Genomic DNA, 17,912 nt, shown 5'->3' on the forward strand with positions numbered 1-17,912 from the left:
GCGATAGCCATGGTTGACGCTGTACCCCGTTGCGCCGCAAGGCAGGGGCATGCGCTTCTTTTCCGACAATGCCGCGACCGTGCATCCCCGCGTGATGGCGGCGATGGCCGACGCCAACCATCTCGACACTGCCTATGACGGCGATGGCCTGTCGCGCAGTCTCGATGCGCGTCTGTCCGATCTGTTCGGCACGGATGTCGCGGCCTTGTGGGTGCCGACCGGAACCGCGGCTAACTGCCTCGCGCTCGCCGCGCTGTGTCCGCCGCATGGCGGGGTGATCTGCCACCGCGACGCGCATATCCAGAACGATGAGGGCGGCGCGCCGGAATTCTTCACCCATGGCGCCAAGCTGTTCCTGGCCGATGGTGACGGTGCGAAGGTGACGCCCGAGACGATCGCGGCGGTGGCCGATGCGATCCCCAATGACGTCCACCGCGTGCAGCCGCATGCGATCTCGATCACCAACGCCACCGAATATGGCCGGGTCTACACGCCAGACGACGTGGCGGTGATCGGCGCGCTGGCGAAGCGCCGTGGGCTGGGCCTGCACATGGACGGTGCGCGCTTCGCCAATGCGGTGGCGACGCTCGGCTGCACGCCCGCCGCGGTGACGTGGCAAGCGGGCGTCGACGCGCTCAGCTTCGGCTTCGTCAAGAACGGCGCGATGAGTGCGGAACTGCTGGTCTTCTTCCGCCCGGACCTTGCCGACGTGACCCGCTATCGCCGCAAGCGGGCCGGACTGCTGTTTTCGAAGGGGCGCTATCTCGCCGCGCAGGTGATCGCGATGCTGGAGGACGACCTGTGGCTGGCGAACGCACGCGCCGCCAATGCCTGCGCCAGCGCACTCGCGGCGGCGGCCGGCGGCCGTCTGGTCCATCCGGTCGAGGCGAATGAGGTGTTCCTGCGGGTGACGCCCGAAGAAGCGGCGGCGCTGAGAGCGCAGGGGTTCGATTTCTACGATTGGGCGCCCGGCGAAATCCGGCTGGTGACGGCGTGGGACAGCGCGGCGGATCATGTCGCGGCACTCGCCAAGGCGATCGCGGCGCTGTGAGCGACACCGTGACGGGAGGGGCGCCGCCGCCGCAATCGACCCGGGCCGCGATCCTGATCCCGTTCGCGATCGTCACGCTGATCTGGGGATCGACGTGGCTGGTGATCCGCGATCAGCTGGGCGTCGTGCCGCCGAGCTGGTCGGTGACGTATCGCTTCATCGTCGCAGGCATCGCGATGGCGCTGGTCGCGAAGGTGAAAGGCGAACGGTGGGCGCTCGATACACGCGGCTGGATGTTCGCCGGCGCGGTCGGGCTGCTGCAATTCTGTCTGAACTTCAACTTCGTCTATCGGGCGGAACATTACATCACGTCGGGGCTGGTCGCGGTGGTCTTCGCGATGCTGCTCGTGCCCAATGCGCTGCTGGCGCGCCTCTTTCTCGGCCAGCGGATGGGGCGTCAGCTGATTGCCGGGTCCGCCGTGGCGATGGCGGGCATCGCGCTGCTGTTCCTGCACGAAGCGCGGACCGGACCGGCCGGCGCCGCGGCGACGCTGGCAGGGATCGGCTTCACCGCCATCGCCATTTTGTCGGCGTCCGGTGCCAATGTGTTGCAGGCGACGCCGACCGCGAAACGCTATCCGATGCTGTCGACGTTGGCGGTCGCGATGCTGATCGGGGCGGCGATCGACGGGGCGGTCGCCTGGACGCTGACCGGACCGCCGGTGGTCGAGATGCGCGCGGGCTATTGGGCGGGCATCCTGTATCTGGGGCTGTTCGGCTCGGCCTTCGCCTTCCCGCTCTATTACCGCGTGCTGCGCGTGATCGGGCCGGCCAAGGCGGCCTATTCCAGCGTCATCGTCCCCGTCATCGCGATGCTGCTGTCGACGCTGTTCGAGGATTATCACTGGTCGCCGCTCGCCGCGGCGGGCGCAGGGCTGGCCGGCATCGGACTGGTCATCGCATTGAGCGCGCGCAGGCCCAACCGGTAATCGGGATAGGCCGGGCGCCAGCCGAGCAAGCGTTTGGCCTTGCCGTTCGCGACGCGGCGGTTCTCGGCGTAAAAGGCGCGTGCCATCGGCGAGAGCGTCTCCAGCGCGACGATCGGTGGCGGCGGAAGGCGGAGCAGCCCGGCGGCGAATGCGACCACGTCGTCCTGCGGACAGGGGCGATCGTCGGCGAGATTGTAGGCGCCCGGCGGGGCGGGGCGGGCGGCAAGGACGCCGGCGACGATATCGTCGACATGGACGCGGCTGAACACCTGCGTCGGCAGGCCGACACGATGGGCGCGCCCCTCCGCCACGCGATCGAGCGGCGAGCGGCCGGGGCCGTAGATGCCGGGCAGGCGGAAGACATGCGCGCCGCGGGACAGCCAGGCGGCATCGGCGGCGGTGCGCGCGGAGCGGCGGCCCGTGCCGGTGGGGGCGGTTTCGTCGACCCAGGCGCCGCCCGCATCGCCGTAGACACCGGTCGAGGACAGATAGCCGAGCCAGCGGTCGTGCAGCGCATCGCCGTAGCGGGACAGGACGGGGTCGGCGTCCCCCTCTGGCGGGACCGAGGACAGGACATGGGTGGCGGTGGCCAGCGCGGCGCGGACGGCAGGTTCGTCGTCGAAGCGGAGCGTGCCGTTTCGGCCGTCGCGGGTGGTGCCAATGGTCGCGTCCGGCCAGGCGGCGGCGATGCGGGCGGCGGTGTAGCCGAGGCCGAAGATCAGGAGCATGGGGTTTCCCCGCATGCTCCGTCACCCCGGACTCGTTCCGGGGTCCACTCTGCGGCTAGGGGGACGGCTGGCGCCGCTTGCCGTTCCCTTGCGGCCCGGTGGACCCCGGACCGAGTCCGGGGTGACGAGAAGGAGGGGCCACTCACTGCGCCATCGGGCCGTTGTAGGTGGTGCCGAAATAATCGCCCTTGTTCCAGGTCGGGCGCTGCGGCGCGTCGGCGACGGCGCGGGCGATGGCGTAATTGGTCGCGACGAAGCGGACGCCCTGATCCCACAGGATCGGCTGGCTGAGGTCGTCGCAGGGACGATGGTAGCAGCGGCTGAGGAAATCCTCGAACGGCTTGGCGCCGGCGCCCTTGACCCCCGGCCACAGGAACAGCGATGGAATGCCCTTCTTGACGAAGTTGAAGTGATCCGAACGGGTGAAGAACCCCTGTTCGGGCATCGGATCGGGCGACAGGCCGATGCCGATCGCGTTCACCGCCTTTGTCACGATCGGGCCGAGGCTGGAACGGTCGGCACCGAAGGCGATCATATCCTCGAACGTGTAGAGTAGCACCGGCATATCGAGGTTGATGTCCGCGACGATCGTCTGGAGCGGCACGGTCGGATGGTCGACGAAATAGCTCGATCCGATCAGCCCCTTCTCCTCGCCCGTCACGGCGAGGAACATCACCGTCCGCTTGGGCCGCGTGGGCGCCGTGGCGAAGCGCTTGGCCTCTTCGATCAGGCTGGCGATGCCGATCGCATTGTCGAGCGCGCCGTTGTTGATCCGATCGCGGCCGGGCGCGTCGTCCGGGCGGGCGGGCGAGACGCCGATATGGTCGAGGTGCGCCGACAGGATGACAACCTCCTTGCCGACCGTGGGGTCGGTGCCGGGGACGATGCCGACGACGTTGCTGCTGGCGGCGGGGGTGAAGCTGGTCCGCGTCGTTGCGGCGAGCGTGCCCTTGAGCGCGACGGGCGTGTAGGTCGGATCGGCCCGCTGCGCTTCGGCGACGATCGCCGACCAGGGCGTCGCGGCGCCCTCGAACAACGTTGCGGCGGCGGCCTGGCTCAGCGTGCCGAGCACCGGGGTGGTGGGTGCGGCGCTGGTGCCGGTGCCGTCGGGCTTGGCCCAGGTGGTCTTGGGCGAGGCATAGCCGCCGACCAGCGCCGCGAACGGGCGCTGGCGCGGACCGGCGCGCGGGGCATCCAGCATGACGATGCCGATGGCGCCACGGGCCGCCGCAATCTGCGCCTTGGTGGCGGCGGAGCCGAAATAGGCCCGCTCTTCGCCGGGGAAACGCGTCGGCGATCCGGCGAAGATCGCGACGATCTTGCCGCGCACGTCCATGCCCCGATAGTCGTCGACGCCGAATTGCGGCGCGGCGATGCCGCGGCCGGCGAAGACGACCGGCGCCGTGACGCTGGTATCGGCGCGCGCCGGGTTGGGGCTGGGGATATAATCGGTACCGAACACGAGCGGCCGGGTGCGTCCTGCCGCGTCGGTCCAGCGCATCGTGCCTTCGCTCGCCGCCTTGTAAATCGTCAGCGGCACGTGTTGCAGGTAGCTGCCGGCATCGCCCGCCGGGCGCAGGCCCGCCGCCTGGAATTGCGCCGCGACGTATTGCGCGGCGACGTCGTAATCCGGCGTTCCCGCCTCCCGCCCCCGCAACGCATCGGAGGCGAGGAACATGACGTGCGTACGCATCGCGGCCTGATCGGCCGGCAGGATGGCTGCGGTGTCGGCCGCGGCCATGTTGGTAGGGCCGGTCTGGGCGGGAGCGGACGCGACGAGGGTCAGCGCGGCAAGCGCGCCGGGAATACGGATCATGCTGGAAAGTCCCGACTATCGATCGTGCCAGCGTAACGGCACCGCCGCGGGTGGCAAGATACCGGAAAAGGCCGCAAGCGATGGCTGGCGGGGGGCGTGGGGGCTCCTATAAAGGACCCATGCTCGACGTTTCCAACAGCATCGCCCAGCCCGCCGTCTCCGCGCCCGCCGCGGCGATCAGTCGGCACGATTACCGGCCGCCGGCCTGGGCCGTGCCCGAAACGCGGCTGGTGTTCGATCTGGATGCCGCCGCGACGCGGGTGACGGCGACGCTGTCGGTGATGCGCAATCCCGATGGCGGTGCGGGCCAGCCGCTGCGGCTCGACGGGGCGGGGCAGGAATTGCTGGCGGTGCGGGTGGACGGCGTTGCGGTGCGCGACTGGCGGATCGAGGGGGAGCAGCTGGTCGTCCCGCTGACCGGCGACGCGCATATGGTCGAGACCGAGGTGGAGATCGCCCCCGAACGCAACACGCAGCTGATGGGCCTGTACGCCAGCGGCGGCATCCTGTGTACGCAATGCGAGGCGGAAGGCTTTCGCCGGATCACCTATTTCCCCGACCGGCCCGACGTGCTGAGCCGCTACAGCGTGCGGCTGGTGGCGGACAAGGCGCGCTATCCGGTGCTGCTCGCCAATGGCGATCCGGTCGAGAGCGGCGACCTGGAGGATGGGCGGCATTGGGCGGAGTGGAACGATCCCTTCCCCAAACCCAGCTATCTGTTCGCGATCGTCGCAGGGAATCTGGCGGTCAATCGCGGTAGTTTCGTCACGCAATCGGGCCGCGAAGTCGCGCTGGGCATCTGGGTGCGCGCCGCCGATATCGACAAGACGCATCATGCGCTTCACGCGCTGAAGCTGTCGATGGCGTGGGACGAACGCGTCTATGGCCGCGAATACGACCTCGACGTGTTCAACATCGTTGCGGTCGACGATTTCAACTTCGGCGCGATGGAGAACAAGGGGCTGAACATCTTCAACAGCCGCTACATCCTCGCCGATCCCGACACGGCCACCGATTACGATTATGACGCGATCGCCGCGGTGGTGGCGCACGAATATTTCCACAATTGGTCGGGCAACCGCATCACCTGCCGCGACTGGTTCCAGCTGTCGCTGAAGGAAGGCTTCACCGTCTATCGCGACCAGGGCTTTTCGGCGGATCAGGGGTCGGCGGCGGTCAAGCGGATCGAGGACGTGCGCGGCCTGCGTGCGGCGCAGTTCCCCGAGGACGCCGGCCCGCTCGCGCATCCGGTGCGTCCCGAAAGCTACCTCGAGATCAGCAACTTCTACACGGCGACGATCTACAACAAGGGCGCCGAGCTGATCCGCATGATGGCGACGATCCTGGGACCCCAGGCGTTCCGCGCCGCGACCGACCTGTATTTCAGCCGCTTCGACGGGACGGCGGCGACGTGCGAGGATTTCGTCGCCTGCATGGAAGAGGCGAGCGGCATCGACCTGACGCAATTCCGCTTGTGGTACAGCCAGGCCGGCACGCCGCGTGTCGCCGCCAGTCTGGGCCATGAGGCGGGCGAGGGCCGTGCGACGCTGCGCCTCGCCCAGCACGTCCCCGCGACACCGGGGCAGGAGACGAAGCAGCCGATGGTGCTGCCGCTGAAAATCCGGCTGTTCGGCGCGGAGACGGGCCAGCCGATCGGGCCGGAGCGGCTGGTGCTGCTGGACGCGGCGGCGAGCACGATCGTGTTCGATGGCGTCACCGAACGCCCCGTCCTGTCGATCAACCGCGGCTTTTCGGCGCCGGTGATCGTCGAAAGCGATCGCAGCGCCGCCGACCTCGCCTTCCTCAGCGGCCATGACGACGATCCGTTCGCCCGCTACGAGGCGATGCAGCAGCTGATGCTCGATACGTTGGTGGCGGGTGCGGTCGAGGGGCGGGCGGACCATGGTGCGGTGATCGCCGCGGTCGCCGATACGCTGGGCAATCGCGATCTCGACCCCGCCTTCATCGCCGAGGCGGTGCTGCTGCCGTCCGAGAGCTTCATCGGCGACCAGCTGGCGCTGGTCGATCCCGATGCGATCTTCGCGGCGCGCGAAAGCCTGCGCCGGGCACTCGGCACCGAACTCGCCGATGTGTGGCGGCATGCCTATGAGGCGGGTCCGCGCGAGGCCTATGCCTATACGCCGGTCGCCAAGGGGCTGCGGCGGCTGCGCAATGTGGCGCTGGGCTATATCGCCGCGAGTGGTGCGGGGGACGCGGCGAGCCTCGCCTTCCGCCAGTTCGAGCGCGCCGACAATATGACCGATCGGCAGGGGGCGCTGACGACGCTGGCGAGCGGCTATTCCGACGAGCGCGAGGCGGCGCTCGACATCTTCTACAATCGCTATGCCGGCAACAGCCTGGTCATCGACAAATGGTTCCAGACGCAGGCGCTCGCCAGCCGTGACGATACCGGGCGGCTGGTCGAGGAGCTGGCGCGGCATCCCGATTTCACGCTCGCCAATCCCAATCGCGCCCGATCGCTGATCGGGGCATTCGGGGCGAACCAGCGTGCGTTCAACGCACCGGATGGTTCGGGGTATCGCTTCCTCGCCGAACAGCTGATCCAGCTCGACAAGCTGAACCCGCAGACCGCGGCGAAGCTGTTGCCGCCGCTGGGGCGCTGGCGGCGCTTCGATTCGATCCGGTCGGCGGCGATGCGCGCCGCGCTGGAGCGGATCGTCGCGGTCCCCGGCCTGTCGCGCGACCTGTTCGAACAGGCCTCGAAGAGCCTGGGGTGATCGGGCGGCGGTCAGGGCGAGGGGGAGCGGACGCCGAGCCCCGCTGGCGATCCACCGATCGGGGAGTCGCGCGCCGATCGGCATAAAGGTTTGCCGACGCCGAATACTTCGGTCGAACGTGCCGATGTCCTTGCTGTTCGCGGTCGCCCAAGATGTGCCGCCGACGTGCTGCTGCGGCAAGACAGGACGCTGATCCAGATTAATTCGGTTGTTACTGCGATCCATGTTGCGTGTCTTTCGGCGCAAGCATAGGCTGCACTGGTCTCGGGGTGGGAGAAGACGTGTGAGCGTACGGCGTGGGGTTGGGATTCTGGCGCTGGCGGCGCTGTTGTCGGGCTGTGGTGACGGCGGATCGGGCGGCGGCGGGGCGACGGGCAGCACGCCGACTCCAACGTCCACGGCGACGCCGACCCCCACCGCCAGCAATGGGTGTTCGCTGCGCAGCCGCCAGGATTGGGTGCTGGCGCAGATGAAGGAATGGTATCTGTTCTACGATACCCTTCCGAACAGCCTGGATCCGAGCGGCTACACCAACGTCGACGATTATCTGGATGCGCTGACCGCGACGGCGCGGTCGCAGCGCAAGGATCGGTATTTCACCTATCTGACGTCGATCCAGCAGGAAAACGCCTATTACAGCCAAGGGTCCAGCGCGGGTTTCGGCTGGCGGCTGGGGCTCGATTCGTCGGGGCGGCTGTACGTCACCGAAGCCTATGAAAGCGCGCCGGCGCTGACCGCGGGGATCGATCGCGGCGCGGAAATCCTGGCGATCGGCACGTCGTCGAGCAATTTGCAGACCGTCAGCAGCCTGTACAATGCCGGCGGCAGCGCGCTGAGCGATTCGCTGGGGCCGAGCACGACCGGTACGCAGCGCTATTTCCAGATCCGTGACGCCAGCGGCACGCGGACCGTGGCGGTGACGAAGACCGACTTCACGCTCAGCCCGGTGTCCAACCGGTACGGCGTCAAGATCATCACCGACAACGGCCAGCGCTACGGTTACGTGAACCTGCGCACCTTCATCACCACGGCGAACGACCAGCTGCGCAGCGCCTTCGCCCAGTTCAAGGCGGCGGGCATCACCAACGTCGTCGTCGACCTGCGCTATAATGGCGGTGGCCTTATCGACACTGCGGTCGTCATGAGCAACCTGCTCGGTGGCAACCGCGCGACGACGGACGTGATGAGCTACATGACCTTCCGTCCGGAAAAGGCGTCGGAGAACACGACCTATCTGTTCCAGTCCGAGCCGAACGCCATCGCGGCGACCAAGATCGCCTTTATCGGCACGGGTAGCACCGCATCGGCCAGCGAGTTCGTCATCAACGCCTTCGTCCCCTATCTGGGCGCCAACGACGGGCTGATCGGCGGCAACACCTATGGCAAGCCGGTGGGGCAGATCGCGCTGGACCAGAAGTCCTGCGACGACCGGCTGCGCGTTATCGCCTTCGCGTTGCAGAATGCGGCGCGGCAGGGGGCCTATTATAACGGCCTCGCCAGCACGATGGTGTCGACCTGCCAAGCGGGCGACGACATTTCGTATCCGATGGGCGATGCGCGCGAGGCATCGACGCGGGCGGCGCTCGACTTCCTGCAGGGCAAGAGCTGCACGCGCATTTCCGCCTCGGCGAGCGCGAGCGCGAATGCGGGCAGCGGAACCGGCCCGATGGCAACGCGGGCCTCGTTGCTGACCGACGTGCCCGAGCGCGAGGCGCTGATGCCGCCGGTCGAACGCCGTACGCCGGCGCAGCGCGAGGTGCCGGGGCTGTACTGACGCCGCGCGCTTTTGCCGATATGGCCACCCCCGACCAACATCGGGGGTGACATGCAGGACGACGACAGCTTCGTATACGACGAGGCGAGCGGCGAGTGGATCAGCGCCAGCGACGCGGCGGCGAAGGCGGCCGCGTCCGGCGGTGCGGGCGGTGGCGGCGACAGCGCCGTCGAGGTGCGCGACGCGGTCGGCAATTTGCTGGCCGATGGCGACCAGGTGACGCTGATCAAGGACCTGACCGTCAAGGGCGCGGGCCAGACGCTGAAACGCGGCACGCTGATCAAGAGCATCCGGCTGACCGGCGATGCGCAGGAGATCGACTGCAAGTTCGACGGGATCAAGGGGCTGGTGCTGCGCGCCGAGTTCGTGCGGAAGCGCTGAATGGACGTGGCGGACATCGGCCGGCGGCGGCTGGACCCGAGCTGGCGCACGGCGCTCGACCCGGTGCTGGCGGGCGACGCGATGGCGGACCTGCGCCGCTTTCTGAGCGCGGAAGAGGCGGCGGGGAAGGCCATCCTTCCGCCACCAAACGAGTGGTTTCGGGCGCTGGAGCTGACGCCGCTCGACGCGGTGAAGGTCGTGATCCTGGGGCAGGACCCGTACCACGGGCCGGGGCAGGCGCATGGCCTGAGCTTTTCGGTGCAGCCGGGGGTGAAGGTGCCGCCGTCGCTGCGCAACATCTTCAAGGAATTGCACGACGATCTGGGCGTCTCCGTCCCCGGACACGGGCATCTGGAGCGCTGGGCGAGGGCGGGCGTGCTGCTGCTCAACAGCGTGCTGACCGTCGAACAGGGGCGTGCCGCGGCGCATGCCGGCCGGGGGTGGGAGGCGTTCACCGACGCGGTGATCCGCGCGGTCGCGGCCAAGCCCGAGCCGGTCGTGTTCCTGCTGTGGGGCGCGCATGCGCAGAAGAAGGCGGCGTTCGTCACGGACGTGGCGCACGGCGGGCGGCATCTGGTGCTGCGATCGCCGCACCCGTCGCCGCTGTCGGCGTATACCGGCTGGTTCGGCAGCAAGCCGTTCAGCCAGGCGAACGCCTTCCTGACCGCGCACGGTCGCGGGCCGGTGGACTGGGCGTTGCCGGCGGTGTGAGGCAAGGCATGGCCGCGTCCTTCCGTTCACCCTGAGCCTGTCGAAGGGTGCTTGTCCGCGAGCGAGATGCTGTGGGCGGACCCGCTCTTCGACAGTGAGCAGGTGAAGCCATCCCCCGGATGGTTTCAGCCGAGCCGGGAGGCTGGGCGACCTGCTCACCAGGGCGAACGGGATGGGGGCAGGCGGTTTCCTCGGGCCGATTGCGCGCGGAAGTGGACGAAGTGGACGGTACGTCATCGTCCGGAATCACGCCGAGCCGGCGTCGCCCATCGCCGCGAGGTCGCGCTCCCACGCTTCGTCGCTGGCGCGCAGCTCGGCGCGGTGCGCCGCCTCTTCACGCGCCGCCGCGGCCCGCTCCTCGATCGCATCCTGCTCCGCCTCCGACACGAAGCGCGGCGGCTGGTAGCGGACGAAGGGTTTCGGCAGCGGGTCGCCGGCCTCGCGGGCATAGGCGTCCGCCTCGACCTGATCGATCATGCGGTTGAGGCAGAGCGTCGCAGCATCGGGCGAGCGCTCGGCGCGCACCGTATCCATCCATGCGCCGTAGCGGACGGGATCGCGGTAGCGCAGCAGGAACATCGTCAGCTTTTCGTCATAGCGGCGGCGTTCGCCGATCTGTTCGCCCTTGTAGAAGATCGGCGTGGCGACGCCGTGGATCGCGCGGGAAAAGGCGGCGTCGGACAGGCGCTGGATCGCCTGGTCGAGCGCGGCATCCCAGGCGAAGCGGAAGCTTTGCGCATCGGTGCGCGCGCGCAGGGCATAAGCGGCGCTGGTGCTGATCCCGACGCGCTTGCATGCACTATCGACACAGCCGCATTCGGCGAGCGCGCGGATGAAGTCGACCTGCCGCTGCGGCGTCCAGCCATCGTGGCGATGGCGGAGTTCGACCGTGTCGAAATCGAGCGGGTTACGGGGCGCGGCCTTGCGGCGGCGGGGCGAGCGATGGGGTGCATGGGACATGCGTCGCCATTGGGCAGGTTTTGCGCGTGTAGGACAGGGGGGTGGCGGAAAGGCGCGGTTTTCTGCGGGGTGTGGGGTGAGGGCGTCCTATGGGGTAAAGGCTGTCGTATTGCGGCGGGTAATTGACATTGGACAGGTTGTTGTCCATCTTCGCTGTCATGCAGGCCGTCAGCTATTCCGAAGCGCGTGAAAACCTGAAGGCGATGATCGACAAGGTCGTCGCCGATCGTGCGCCGCTGGCCATCACACGCCAGCGCGGCGAGGGTGCGGTGCTGATTTCCGAGAGCGAATGGGCGTCGATCGAAGAGACGCTGTACCTGCTGCGCTCGCCCAAGAACGCCGAGCGCTTGCTGGAGGCGGTGCGTGGGTTCGAAGCGGGTGAGGAAGGCGTCGCGTTTCCGTGAGGGTGTCGTTCTGGCCGACGGCGTGGGACGATTACCGCCATTGGCAAGACAGCGATCCGAAGACGACCGACAAGATCAATGCGCTGATCGAGGAATGCCGGCGTCACCCGTTCAAGGGGACGGGTAAACCCGAGCCACTCGGCGGTAATCTATCAGGCTGGTGGTCGCGCCGGATCAATTCCGAGCATCGGCTGGTGTATCGCGTCGCTGGCAGCGGTGACGAGCAGGTGCTGCAAGTGGCGCAGTGCCGATATCATTATTGATGAGCCTTGATGGCCACTACGCCTCCGGCGGTAATGGCCCATCCGAGTCGTCGCGCTCAAGTTTCTTGTCGCGCCGGGCGTCCCAAACCCGCTCCTGCTGCCGCGTCAGCGTTACCGGATCGGACGTGCTGCCTCGCAGATCGATGAGCTGAAGATGGACAAGGCGCGTTTGCAGCGAGATCGTGTTCGACCGGTCGAACAGATTTTTAACACCGAACCGCAGCGCCTCGCCGCGCGTCCCGTATTTGCTGTCGACTTGGCCAGCGACGACCAGCAATCCCTCTTCGACGTTGGTCGACGTCTGGATGAAGGCGCCGATAATGCCTTCGACGGTGATCATGACGCTCTGCGATGGTTCGACAATGACATATTCATGGGCCGCGAGTTCGAATGTTGGCCCATCTTCCAGCAGCGAATGTACGACGCTCCAGCGGCCCGCCCGGTTCATCCGCAGGATACGGCCGGGGTTCAGCGTGTAGGCCGCTTCCTTGAGTGCGTCGGGCGTGAAGGGTCTGATCTGTAACAACCGCTCGCTGTGCAAACGGCTGATCTGCCGGTTGGTGAGGACGTTACCGTACATGCTGCTCTCCCAAGCCGGCTACAACGACGCCGTGTAGGCCGGCAATGATGCGCTCCAACTCCGCCCGCCGTGCCGCGTATGTATTGCGTTCTCGGAGTAGCTCGGCTCCGGCCGGGCCGGCGGCATTCCGGTCCGCCAGATGCGCGAGCCGGTCATCGTAATATCCCATCAGGAATGTCAGCGCGTTGAGATGCGTCGAGCGCTGCTGGACGGCGAGCGTCGCTGCAGCCTCGGTCCGGATGCTATCGGACTCAGCGCGCTGTGAGCGCATTTGGACCTGCTGCAGGATTAACGTGCAGATCAGTCCCGCGACGGCCAGGCCTGAGAATAACGCGTTCGTGACCCCAAACGCATCGCCGAACTGCCCGCGCGCGGCGAGGTTGGGGATCATCCATGCCACACCGGCATAGACGCCCGCCTGGACCACGATCACCGCCACGGCCAGGATCGCCGCATCCCGCCAACCAACACCGTTTATCGTCACGCCGCTCGCCATCGCAGCAACGATGGCCAAGCGCCCGAGCGGCGACCAGCGGAGATTACTCCGAAACGGCGGGACCTCGCCGGCGTGGTGGTAGGTTCACTCAGCCGCCGGCAGATACACCTCGCTGCCCTTCTTGCGGAACTTCTCGCTCATTTCCGCCATGCCGGCTTCGGCGTCCGTTTCGCTTGGGGCTGCCCCTCCACCATGCTGCGCATGGTCCCCCTCCCCGCGGAGCGGGGAGGAATTGAGGAAGGTGTCGATGCCGGCATTCTGCTTCGCCGCAAAGTCGCGCACCTCCTGCGTGATCTTCATGCTGCAGAACTTCGGGCCGCACATCGAGCAGAAGTGGGCGGTCTTGGCGCCTTCGGCGGGGAGCGTCTGGTCGTGGTATTGCTCGGCCGTTTCGGGGTCGAGGCTCAGGTTGAACTGGTCGCGCCAGCGGAACTCGAACCTCGCGCGGCTGAGGGCGTCGTCGCGGACCTGGGCGGCGGGGTGGCCCTTGGCGAGGTCGGCGGCGTGGGCGGCGAGCTTGTACGTCACCACGCCGACCTTCACGTCGTCGCGGTCGGGCAGGCCGAGGTGCTCCTTGGGCGTGACGTAGCAGAGCATCGCGGTGCCGTACCAACCGATCATCGCGGCGCCGATGCCACTGGTGATGTGGTCGTAACCGGGGGCGATGTCCGTCGTGAGCGGCCCGAGCGTATAGAAAGGCGCTTCGCCGCACGCTTCGAGCTGCTTGTCCATGTTCGCCTTGATCTTGTGCATCGGCACGTGGCCGGGACCTTCGATCATGACCTGGACGTCCTGCGCCCAGGCGCGGTGGGTGAGTTCGCCAAGCGTGTAGAGCTCGCTGAACTGCGCTTCGTCGTTGGCGTCGGCGATCGATCCGGGGCGGAGGCCGTCGCCGAGGCTGTAGGCGATGTCATACGCCTTCATGATCTCGGTGATCTCGTCGAAGCGTTCGTAGAGGAACGATTCCTTGTGATGCGCGAGGCACCATTTCGCCATGATGCTGCCGCCGCGGCTGACGATGCCGGTGACGCGCTTGGCGGTCATCGGGATGTAGGGCAGGCGGACGCCGGCGTGGATGGTGAAATAGTCGACGCCCTGTTCGGCCTGTTCGATCAGCGTGTCGCGGAAGATCTCCCAGGTCAGATCCTCGGCGATGCCGCCGACCTTTTCGAGCGCCTGGTAGATCGGCACGGTGCCGATCGGCACGGGGCTGTTGCGGATGATCCATTCGCGCGTGTCGTGGATGTTGCGGCCCGTCGACAGGTCCATGACCGTGTCTGCGCCCCAGCGGATCGACCAGACGAGCTTGTCGACTTCGGAGGCGACGTTGCTGGCGACCGCGCTGTTGCCGATGTTGGCGTTGATCTTCACGAGGAAGTTGCGGCCGATCGCCATCGGTTCGGATTCGGGGTGGTTGACGTTGTTGGGGATGATCGCGCGGCCGCGGGCGACCTCGTCGCGGACGAATTCCGGCGTCACGTAATCGGGGATGGCGGCGCCGAAGCTTTCGCCGTCGCGAGCGTATTCGCGCAGACGTTCGCGGCCGAGGTTTTCGCGGGTGGCGACGTACTCCATCTCGGGCGTGATGATGCCGCGGCGGGCATAGTGCATCTGGCTGAGGTTGCCGCCGGCCTTGGCGCGGAGCGGCTTGCGGCCGGTGTGGGGGAATTGGGGGACGCCGCCGGACCGGTCGGGGCCGAGCTGGCCGTTGTCTTCGGGGCGGATGGCGCGGCCGTCGTACGCCTCGGTGTCGCCGCGGGCGTCGATCCACTGGCGGCGCAGCTGGGGCAGGCCGGCCATGATGTCGATGCGGGCGTTGGGGTCGGTATAGGGGCCGGAGGTGTCGTAGACGCGGACGGGGGGCTCGCCCGACGATGGGTCGAGGTGGATTTCGCGCATCGCGACGTTGAGCGGGCCGACGTGGACTTTCTTCGAACCGCGGATCGGACCTGTCGTGACGCCGATTTCGGTGCGGGCGGGGATGTCGGCCATGGGTCTTGCTCTCCAAATACGGAGAGCGGGCGGTTCATGGGTGTGAAACCGCTCCCTCCCTCCGCCGGTGTCAACCGGATCAGGTTCAGCGGGTCGCGGCCTCGTGGCCGCCTCTCAAGCGCCGATAGGGACCCCATCAAAGTATTACTTTGATGGGAACCCGGTAGCGCTCCCCCGGGGATGACAGGGGTTTACGCGCTTTTTCGGGAGGGCGCCATCCCATTCCTCCCCCGCCAGGGGGAGGGGGACCGTTCGGCTTCAGCCGAATGGTGGAGGGGGAGGTCGCGGGCGCGGACTATCGTCAACGTACCGCCGTCCTCCCCCTCCGTCAGCTTCGCTGCCACCTCCCCCTGGCGGGGGAGGAGTTGTTGGGGTTAGCCGCTGGCGGCGCTGGTGCGGATGTTGCCGTTGATGCCGTTGGGGAAGAAGCCGCCGGCCGTCACCGCGGCCTTGTTGAGGAAGACGATGTTGAGCACCTGGCCGGTCGAGCGGCTGTAGACGATGCCGTTCGAATCGGTCGGCACGATGTTGGCGGTGGTGGTGTCGCCGATGCCCTGGTCGGTGTCGCTGGCGCCGTCCAGGCTGTCGCGCGCGTCGGAGATGAGGCGCGCGTTGTTAAGGATCGCCGGGTTGTAGAGGATCGACGAGGCGTCGATGCCCTTGCGGTACAGGACCGAACGGATCAGGCCTGCGTGATAGCTTTCGGCGGCGAGGATGCCGGCGGCGGCTTCCAGATACACTTTGTTGCCGATCGCGGGCGCGGCGCCCTTGTACGCGCTGACGCCGACGTCTTCGAACAGATAGGCGCCGAGCAGGAAGCTGATGTCGTCGGCATAGGGGTTGAACGTGCCGCTGGCGCCCACCACGCCGGCCGCGCGGGCGGCGGCGGTGAAGGCACCGTTGGCGTCGCCCGAAATGTTGATCGCCGGCATCGCCACCGCCGCGCCGACGCCGTTTGCTCCGGCGCCCAAGGCGGTGCGCAGGAAGGTGACGTGGGCGATTTCGTCTTTGGCGATCTCGCGCGCATATTGCGCGACGACCGGGTCCTGGAAGGGCACCTGCGCGCCGCCGGTCACCGTGCCGCCGATGCCGACGCCGGTGGTGAGGCCGGGATTCAGGCCCTGGCCGAAGGCGGCCCAGCTGTAGAATTGCGCCTCGAGATATTCGAGGTTGAGCGCGAAGTTGAGCACGTCGGCGTCCGCGGCGATCGGCGTCGGGCTGCCGGTGGGGGTGGGGGTCGGCGTCGCGGTGCCGCCGGTGTCGCCCCCGCAGGCGGCGAGCAGCGAGAGCGCCCCCGCCGAAGCGGCGGCGCCGCCGGCATAGCGCAGGAAGGCGCGGCGTTCGGCACGGCGATCGGCGATCGCGGAAAGGATGGTATCGGTCGGAAGATCGGTCATCGGGTCTGTCCCTGGCGAAATCGGATGGAGCGCGTCGGCGATCAGGAGGCGGTGGCCGCCTTGATCGTGCCGTTGAGGCCGGCGGGGAAGAACCCGCCCGCGCTCGTCGCCGCGGCATTGAGATAGACGATGTTGAGCACCTGATTGGGGCTGCGGCTGTAGACGACGGCGTTCGCGTCCGCCGGCACGATGTTCGACACCGGGAAGGTTGGCGCGGGCGTCGGCGAGGCGGTTGCGGTGGGGGTCGGCGTCGGCGTGGGGGTGGGCGTCGGCGTCGGGGTCGGCGTCGCGGTGACGCCGCCCGCGGGCGCGGTGGTGGTGCCGGGCGTGATGCCCTGGTCGATGTCGGTCGCGCCGTCCAGGCTGTCGCGCGCGTCGGAGATGCCCTGCACCCAGCCGATCAGCGGCGACCCCGAGACGAGGCCCTTGCGGTACAGCTCGCCGCGGATCGTCGCGGCGTGATACGCCTCGGTCGCCATGATGCCGGCCGCAGCCTCGACATAGGTCTTGGTGAGCAGCGGCGCCGCGCCCTTGTACGCGGTGACGCCGACGTCTTCGAAGATGAAGGCGGCGAGGAGGAAGGCATCCTCGTTCGCATACGGATTGAACGTCTGGCCGGCGGTGATGATCTTCGCGGCGACCGCGGCGGCGGAGAAGGCGCTGTTGGGGCCGACCGACAGGTCGAGCGCGGGCTGCGCGACGACCGTGCTGCTGCCCAAGGCGTTGCGCAGGAAGGTGACGTGCGCGACCTCGTCCGCAGCGATTTCACGCGCGTAGCGGGCAATGATCGGATCGGCGAAGGGCACGGCGGTGGCGCCGGTCGCATTCACCGACCCCGCCGTGCCGGCGCCACCGAGCAGGCTCGACGAAATGCCCGCACCGGTGGTGGCGTACGCGTAGAATTGCGCTTCGAGATATTCGAGGTTGAGCGCGAAGTTCAGGATATCCTGATCGGTATAGGTCGGCGTCGGGGTCGCAGTGGGCGTCGGCGTCGGCGTCGACTGGGCGGACGCGCCGCTGGCGAGACCCAGCGCCCCGGTGACGGCCATGGCGCCCAAAGCATCGCGGAAGAAGGCGCGGCGCTGTTCGCGGCGGTCGACGCGGGCGTCGAGGGCGGCGATCAGCCGGTCGCTGTCGATATCGGTACGGGCGGTCATGACTTCAGGGTCCTCCCCAAACACGCGGGCGGCGGCGGACCGCCGAGAATGACAACAGCCGTTCCGCATCCCGCCGGACGCGTCAACCCCGCATGGCGGGGAAAGCGCTCGGCTCGGCGTGTCTGCGTACCATTGGGGAAGGTCGGGGTGCGGTCGTCAGGCGGCGGCGGCGGCGATGGTTCGCGCGAAGCCGCGAAGCCGCGACGGAAGAACGGATTTCGCGCAGAGGCGCGGAGGACGCAGAGGGGGGCTATGCGCCCTTGGGTGAGGGAAAAGGAGCATCGCCCAGATCAAGGCCGAAGGCGGCTTGCAGACGACGCCAATTCCTCCCCCGCCAGGGGGAGGTGGCATGCCGGAGGCATGACGGAGGGGGAGGAAACACCAAGCGATGTGTCTCTTACCGCCCCCTCCGTCACCGCTTCGCGGCGCCACCTCCCCTTGGCGGGGGAGGAATGGAGTCGGTCGGCCATCCCAGCGCAGGCTGCGATCGTCCAGTCAGGGGATGGGACAGTAGTGGCAAGAGACCCCAGCCGGC

The 17,912-nt window shown here is 67.9% G+C and carries 16 protein-coding genes; 8 read left to right on the forward strand and 8 right to left on the reverse strand.

The window, feature by feature from the left end:
- Window positions 1–49: 49 nt before the first annotated feature.
- Window positions 50–1,051: a threonine aldolase family protein gene (locus ACP7A3_RS10405; protein ID WP_426255521.1), complete on the forward strand. Its 1,002-nt coding sequence runs from the start codon at window positions 50–52 to the stop codon at window positions 1,049–1,051.
- A complete protein-coding gene (locus ACP7A3_RS10410; RefSeq protein WP_426255522.1) occupies window positions 1,048–1,980 on the forward strand; it encodes a DMT family transporter in 933 nt (310 codons plus the stop codon). The genes ACP7A3_RS10405 and ACP7A3_RS10410 overlap by 4 nt, the downstream gene beginning before the upstream one ends.
- On the opposite strand, the gene ACP7A3_RS10415 is transcribed toward ACP7A3_RS10410, so the two are convergent.
- Both ACP7A3_RS10415 and ACP7A3_RS10420 read right to left on the reverse strand, forming a co-directional pair.
- Window positions 1,893–2,708: an NAD(P)-dependent oxidoreductase gene (locus ACP7A3_RS10415; protein ID WP_426255523.1), complete on the reverse strand. Its 816-nt coding sequence runs from the start codon at window positions 2,706–2,708 to the stop codon at window positions 1,893–1,895. The two genes, ACP7A3_RS10410 and ACP7A3_RS10415, sit on opposite strands and share 88 nt — an antisense overlap.
- A 142-nt stretch (window positions 2,709–2,850) precedes the next feature.
- The gene (locus ACP7A3_RS10420) at window positions 2,851–4,524 is read right to left on the reverse strand and encodes a M28 family metallopeptidase (protein WP_426255524.1); all 1,674 of its coding nucleotides are present in this window, start codon (window positions 4,522–4,524) and stop codon (window positions 2,851–2,853) included.
- A gap of 119 nt (window positions 4,525–4,643) precedes the next feature.
- Here ACP7A3_RS10420 and pepN point away from each other — a divergent pair, with 119 nt between their 5' ends.
- From pepN to ung, 4 genes are all read left to right on the forward strand, one after another.
- Window positions 4,644–7,262, forward strand: a complete 2,619-nt coding sequence (gene pepN, locus ACP7A3_RS10425; RefSeq protein WP_426255525.1) for an aminopeptidase N — start codon at window positions 4,644–4,646, stop codon at window positions 7,260–7,262.
- 457 nt (window positions 7,263–7,719) lie between these two features.
- Window positions 7,720–9,036, forward strand: coding sequence for a S41 family peptidase (locus ACP7A3_RS10430; RefSeq protein WP_426255663.1), 1,317 nt, complete (start codon window positions 7,720–7,722; stop codon window positions 9,034–9,036).
- 51 nt (window positions 9,037–9,087) lie between these two features.
- Complete coding sequence (locus ACP7A3_RS10435) at window positions 9,088–9,417, forward strand: alkylphosphonate utilization protein (protein WP_017980375.1); 330 nt, start codon at window positions 9,088–9,090, stop codon at window positions 9,415–9,417.
- Window positions 9,418–10,128, forward strand: a complete 711-nt coding sequence (ung, locus tag ACP7A3_RS10440; RefSeq protein ID WP_426255526.1) for a uracil-DNA glycosylase — start codon at window positions 9,418–9,420, stop codon at window positions 10,126–10,128. It abuts the gene before it with no gap.
- A gap of 246 nt (window positions 10,129–10,374) precedes the next feature.
- Here ung and ACP7A3_RS10445 read toward each other — a convergent pair whose 3' ends face one another.
- Window positions 10,375–11,088, reverse strand: a complete 714-nt coding sequence (locus ACP7A3_RS10445; protein ID WP_017980373.1) for a hypothetical protein — start codon at window positions 11,086–11,088, stop codon at window positions 10,375–10,377.
- A gap of 140 nt (window positions 11,089–11,228) precedes the next feature.
- Between ACP7A3_RS10445 and ACP7A3_RS10450 the strand changes: the two genes are divergently transcribed.
- Window positions 11,229–11,492, forward strand: a complete 264-nt coding sequence (locus ACP7A3_RS10450; RefSeq protein WP_426255527.1) for a type II toxin-antitoxin system Phd/YefM family antitoxin — start codon at window positions 11,229–11,231, stop codon at window positions 11,490–11,492.
- Window positions 11,489–11,755 carry a Txe/YoeB family addiction module toxin gene (locus ACP7A3_RS10455; RefSeq protein ID WP_294313685.1) on the forward strand — a complete coding sequence of 89 codons (267 nt, stop codon included), beginning with the start codon at window positions 11,489–11,491 and terminating at the stop codon, window positions 11,753–11,755. The genes ACP7A3_RS10450 and ACP7A3_RS10455 overlap by 4 nt, the downstream gene beginning before the upstream one ends.
- Before the next feature lie 16 nt (window positions 11,756–11,771).
- Here the strand turns inward: ACP7A3_RS10455 and ACP7A3_RS10460 are convergent, their stop codons facing one another.
- From ACP7A3_RS10460 to ACP7A3_RS10480, 5 genes are all read right to left on the reverse strand, one after another.
- Window positions 11,772–12,335 (reverse strand): hypothetical protein, encoded by a 564-nt coding sequence (locus ACP7A3_RS10460; RefSeq protein ID WP_244057108.1) that lies wholly within the window; start codon window positions 12,333–12,335, stop codon window positions 11,772–11,774.
- Window positions 12,325–12,849, reverse strand: a complete 525-nt coding sequence (locus tag ACP7A3_RS10465) for a hypothetical protein (protein ID WP_426255528.1) — start codon at window positions 12,847–12,849, stop codon at window positions 12,325–12,327. The genes ACP7A3_RS10460 and ACP7A3_RS10465 overlap by 11 nt, the downstream gene beginning before the upstream one ends.
- Before the next feature lie 66 nt (window positions 12,850–12,915).
- A complete protein-coding gene (gene thiC / locus ACP7A3_RS10470; protein ID WP_426255529.1) occupies window positions 12,916–14,823 on the reverse strand; it encodes a phosphomethylpyrimidine synthase ThiC in 1,908 nt (635 codons plus the stop codon).
- A 374-nt stretch (window positions 14,824–15,197) separates the two neighbouring features.
- Entirely contained in the window at window positions 15,198–16,220 is a 1,023-nt protein-coding gene (locus ACP7A3_RS10475; RefSeq protein ID WP_294210730.1) for a ferritin-like domain-containing protein, read from the reverse strand.
- A 41-nt stretch (window positions 16,221–16,261) separates the two neighbouring features.
- Entirely contained in the window at window positions 16,262–17,377 is a 1,116-nt protein-coding gene (locus ACP7A3_RS10480; RefSeq protein ID WP_017980367.1) for a ferritin-like domain-containing protein, read from the reverse strand.
- Between the last annotated feature and the right edge of the window lie 535 nt (window positions 17,378–17,912).

The organism is Sphingomonas sp. DC5200-1, assembly GCF_049897245.1.
GTDB classification, from domain to species: Bacteria; Pseudomonadota; Alphaproteobacteria; order Sphingomonadales; family Sphingomonadaceae; genus Sphingomonas; species Sphingomonas aquatilis.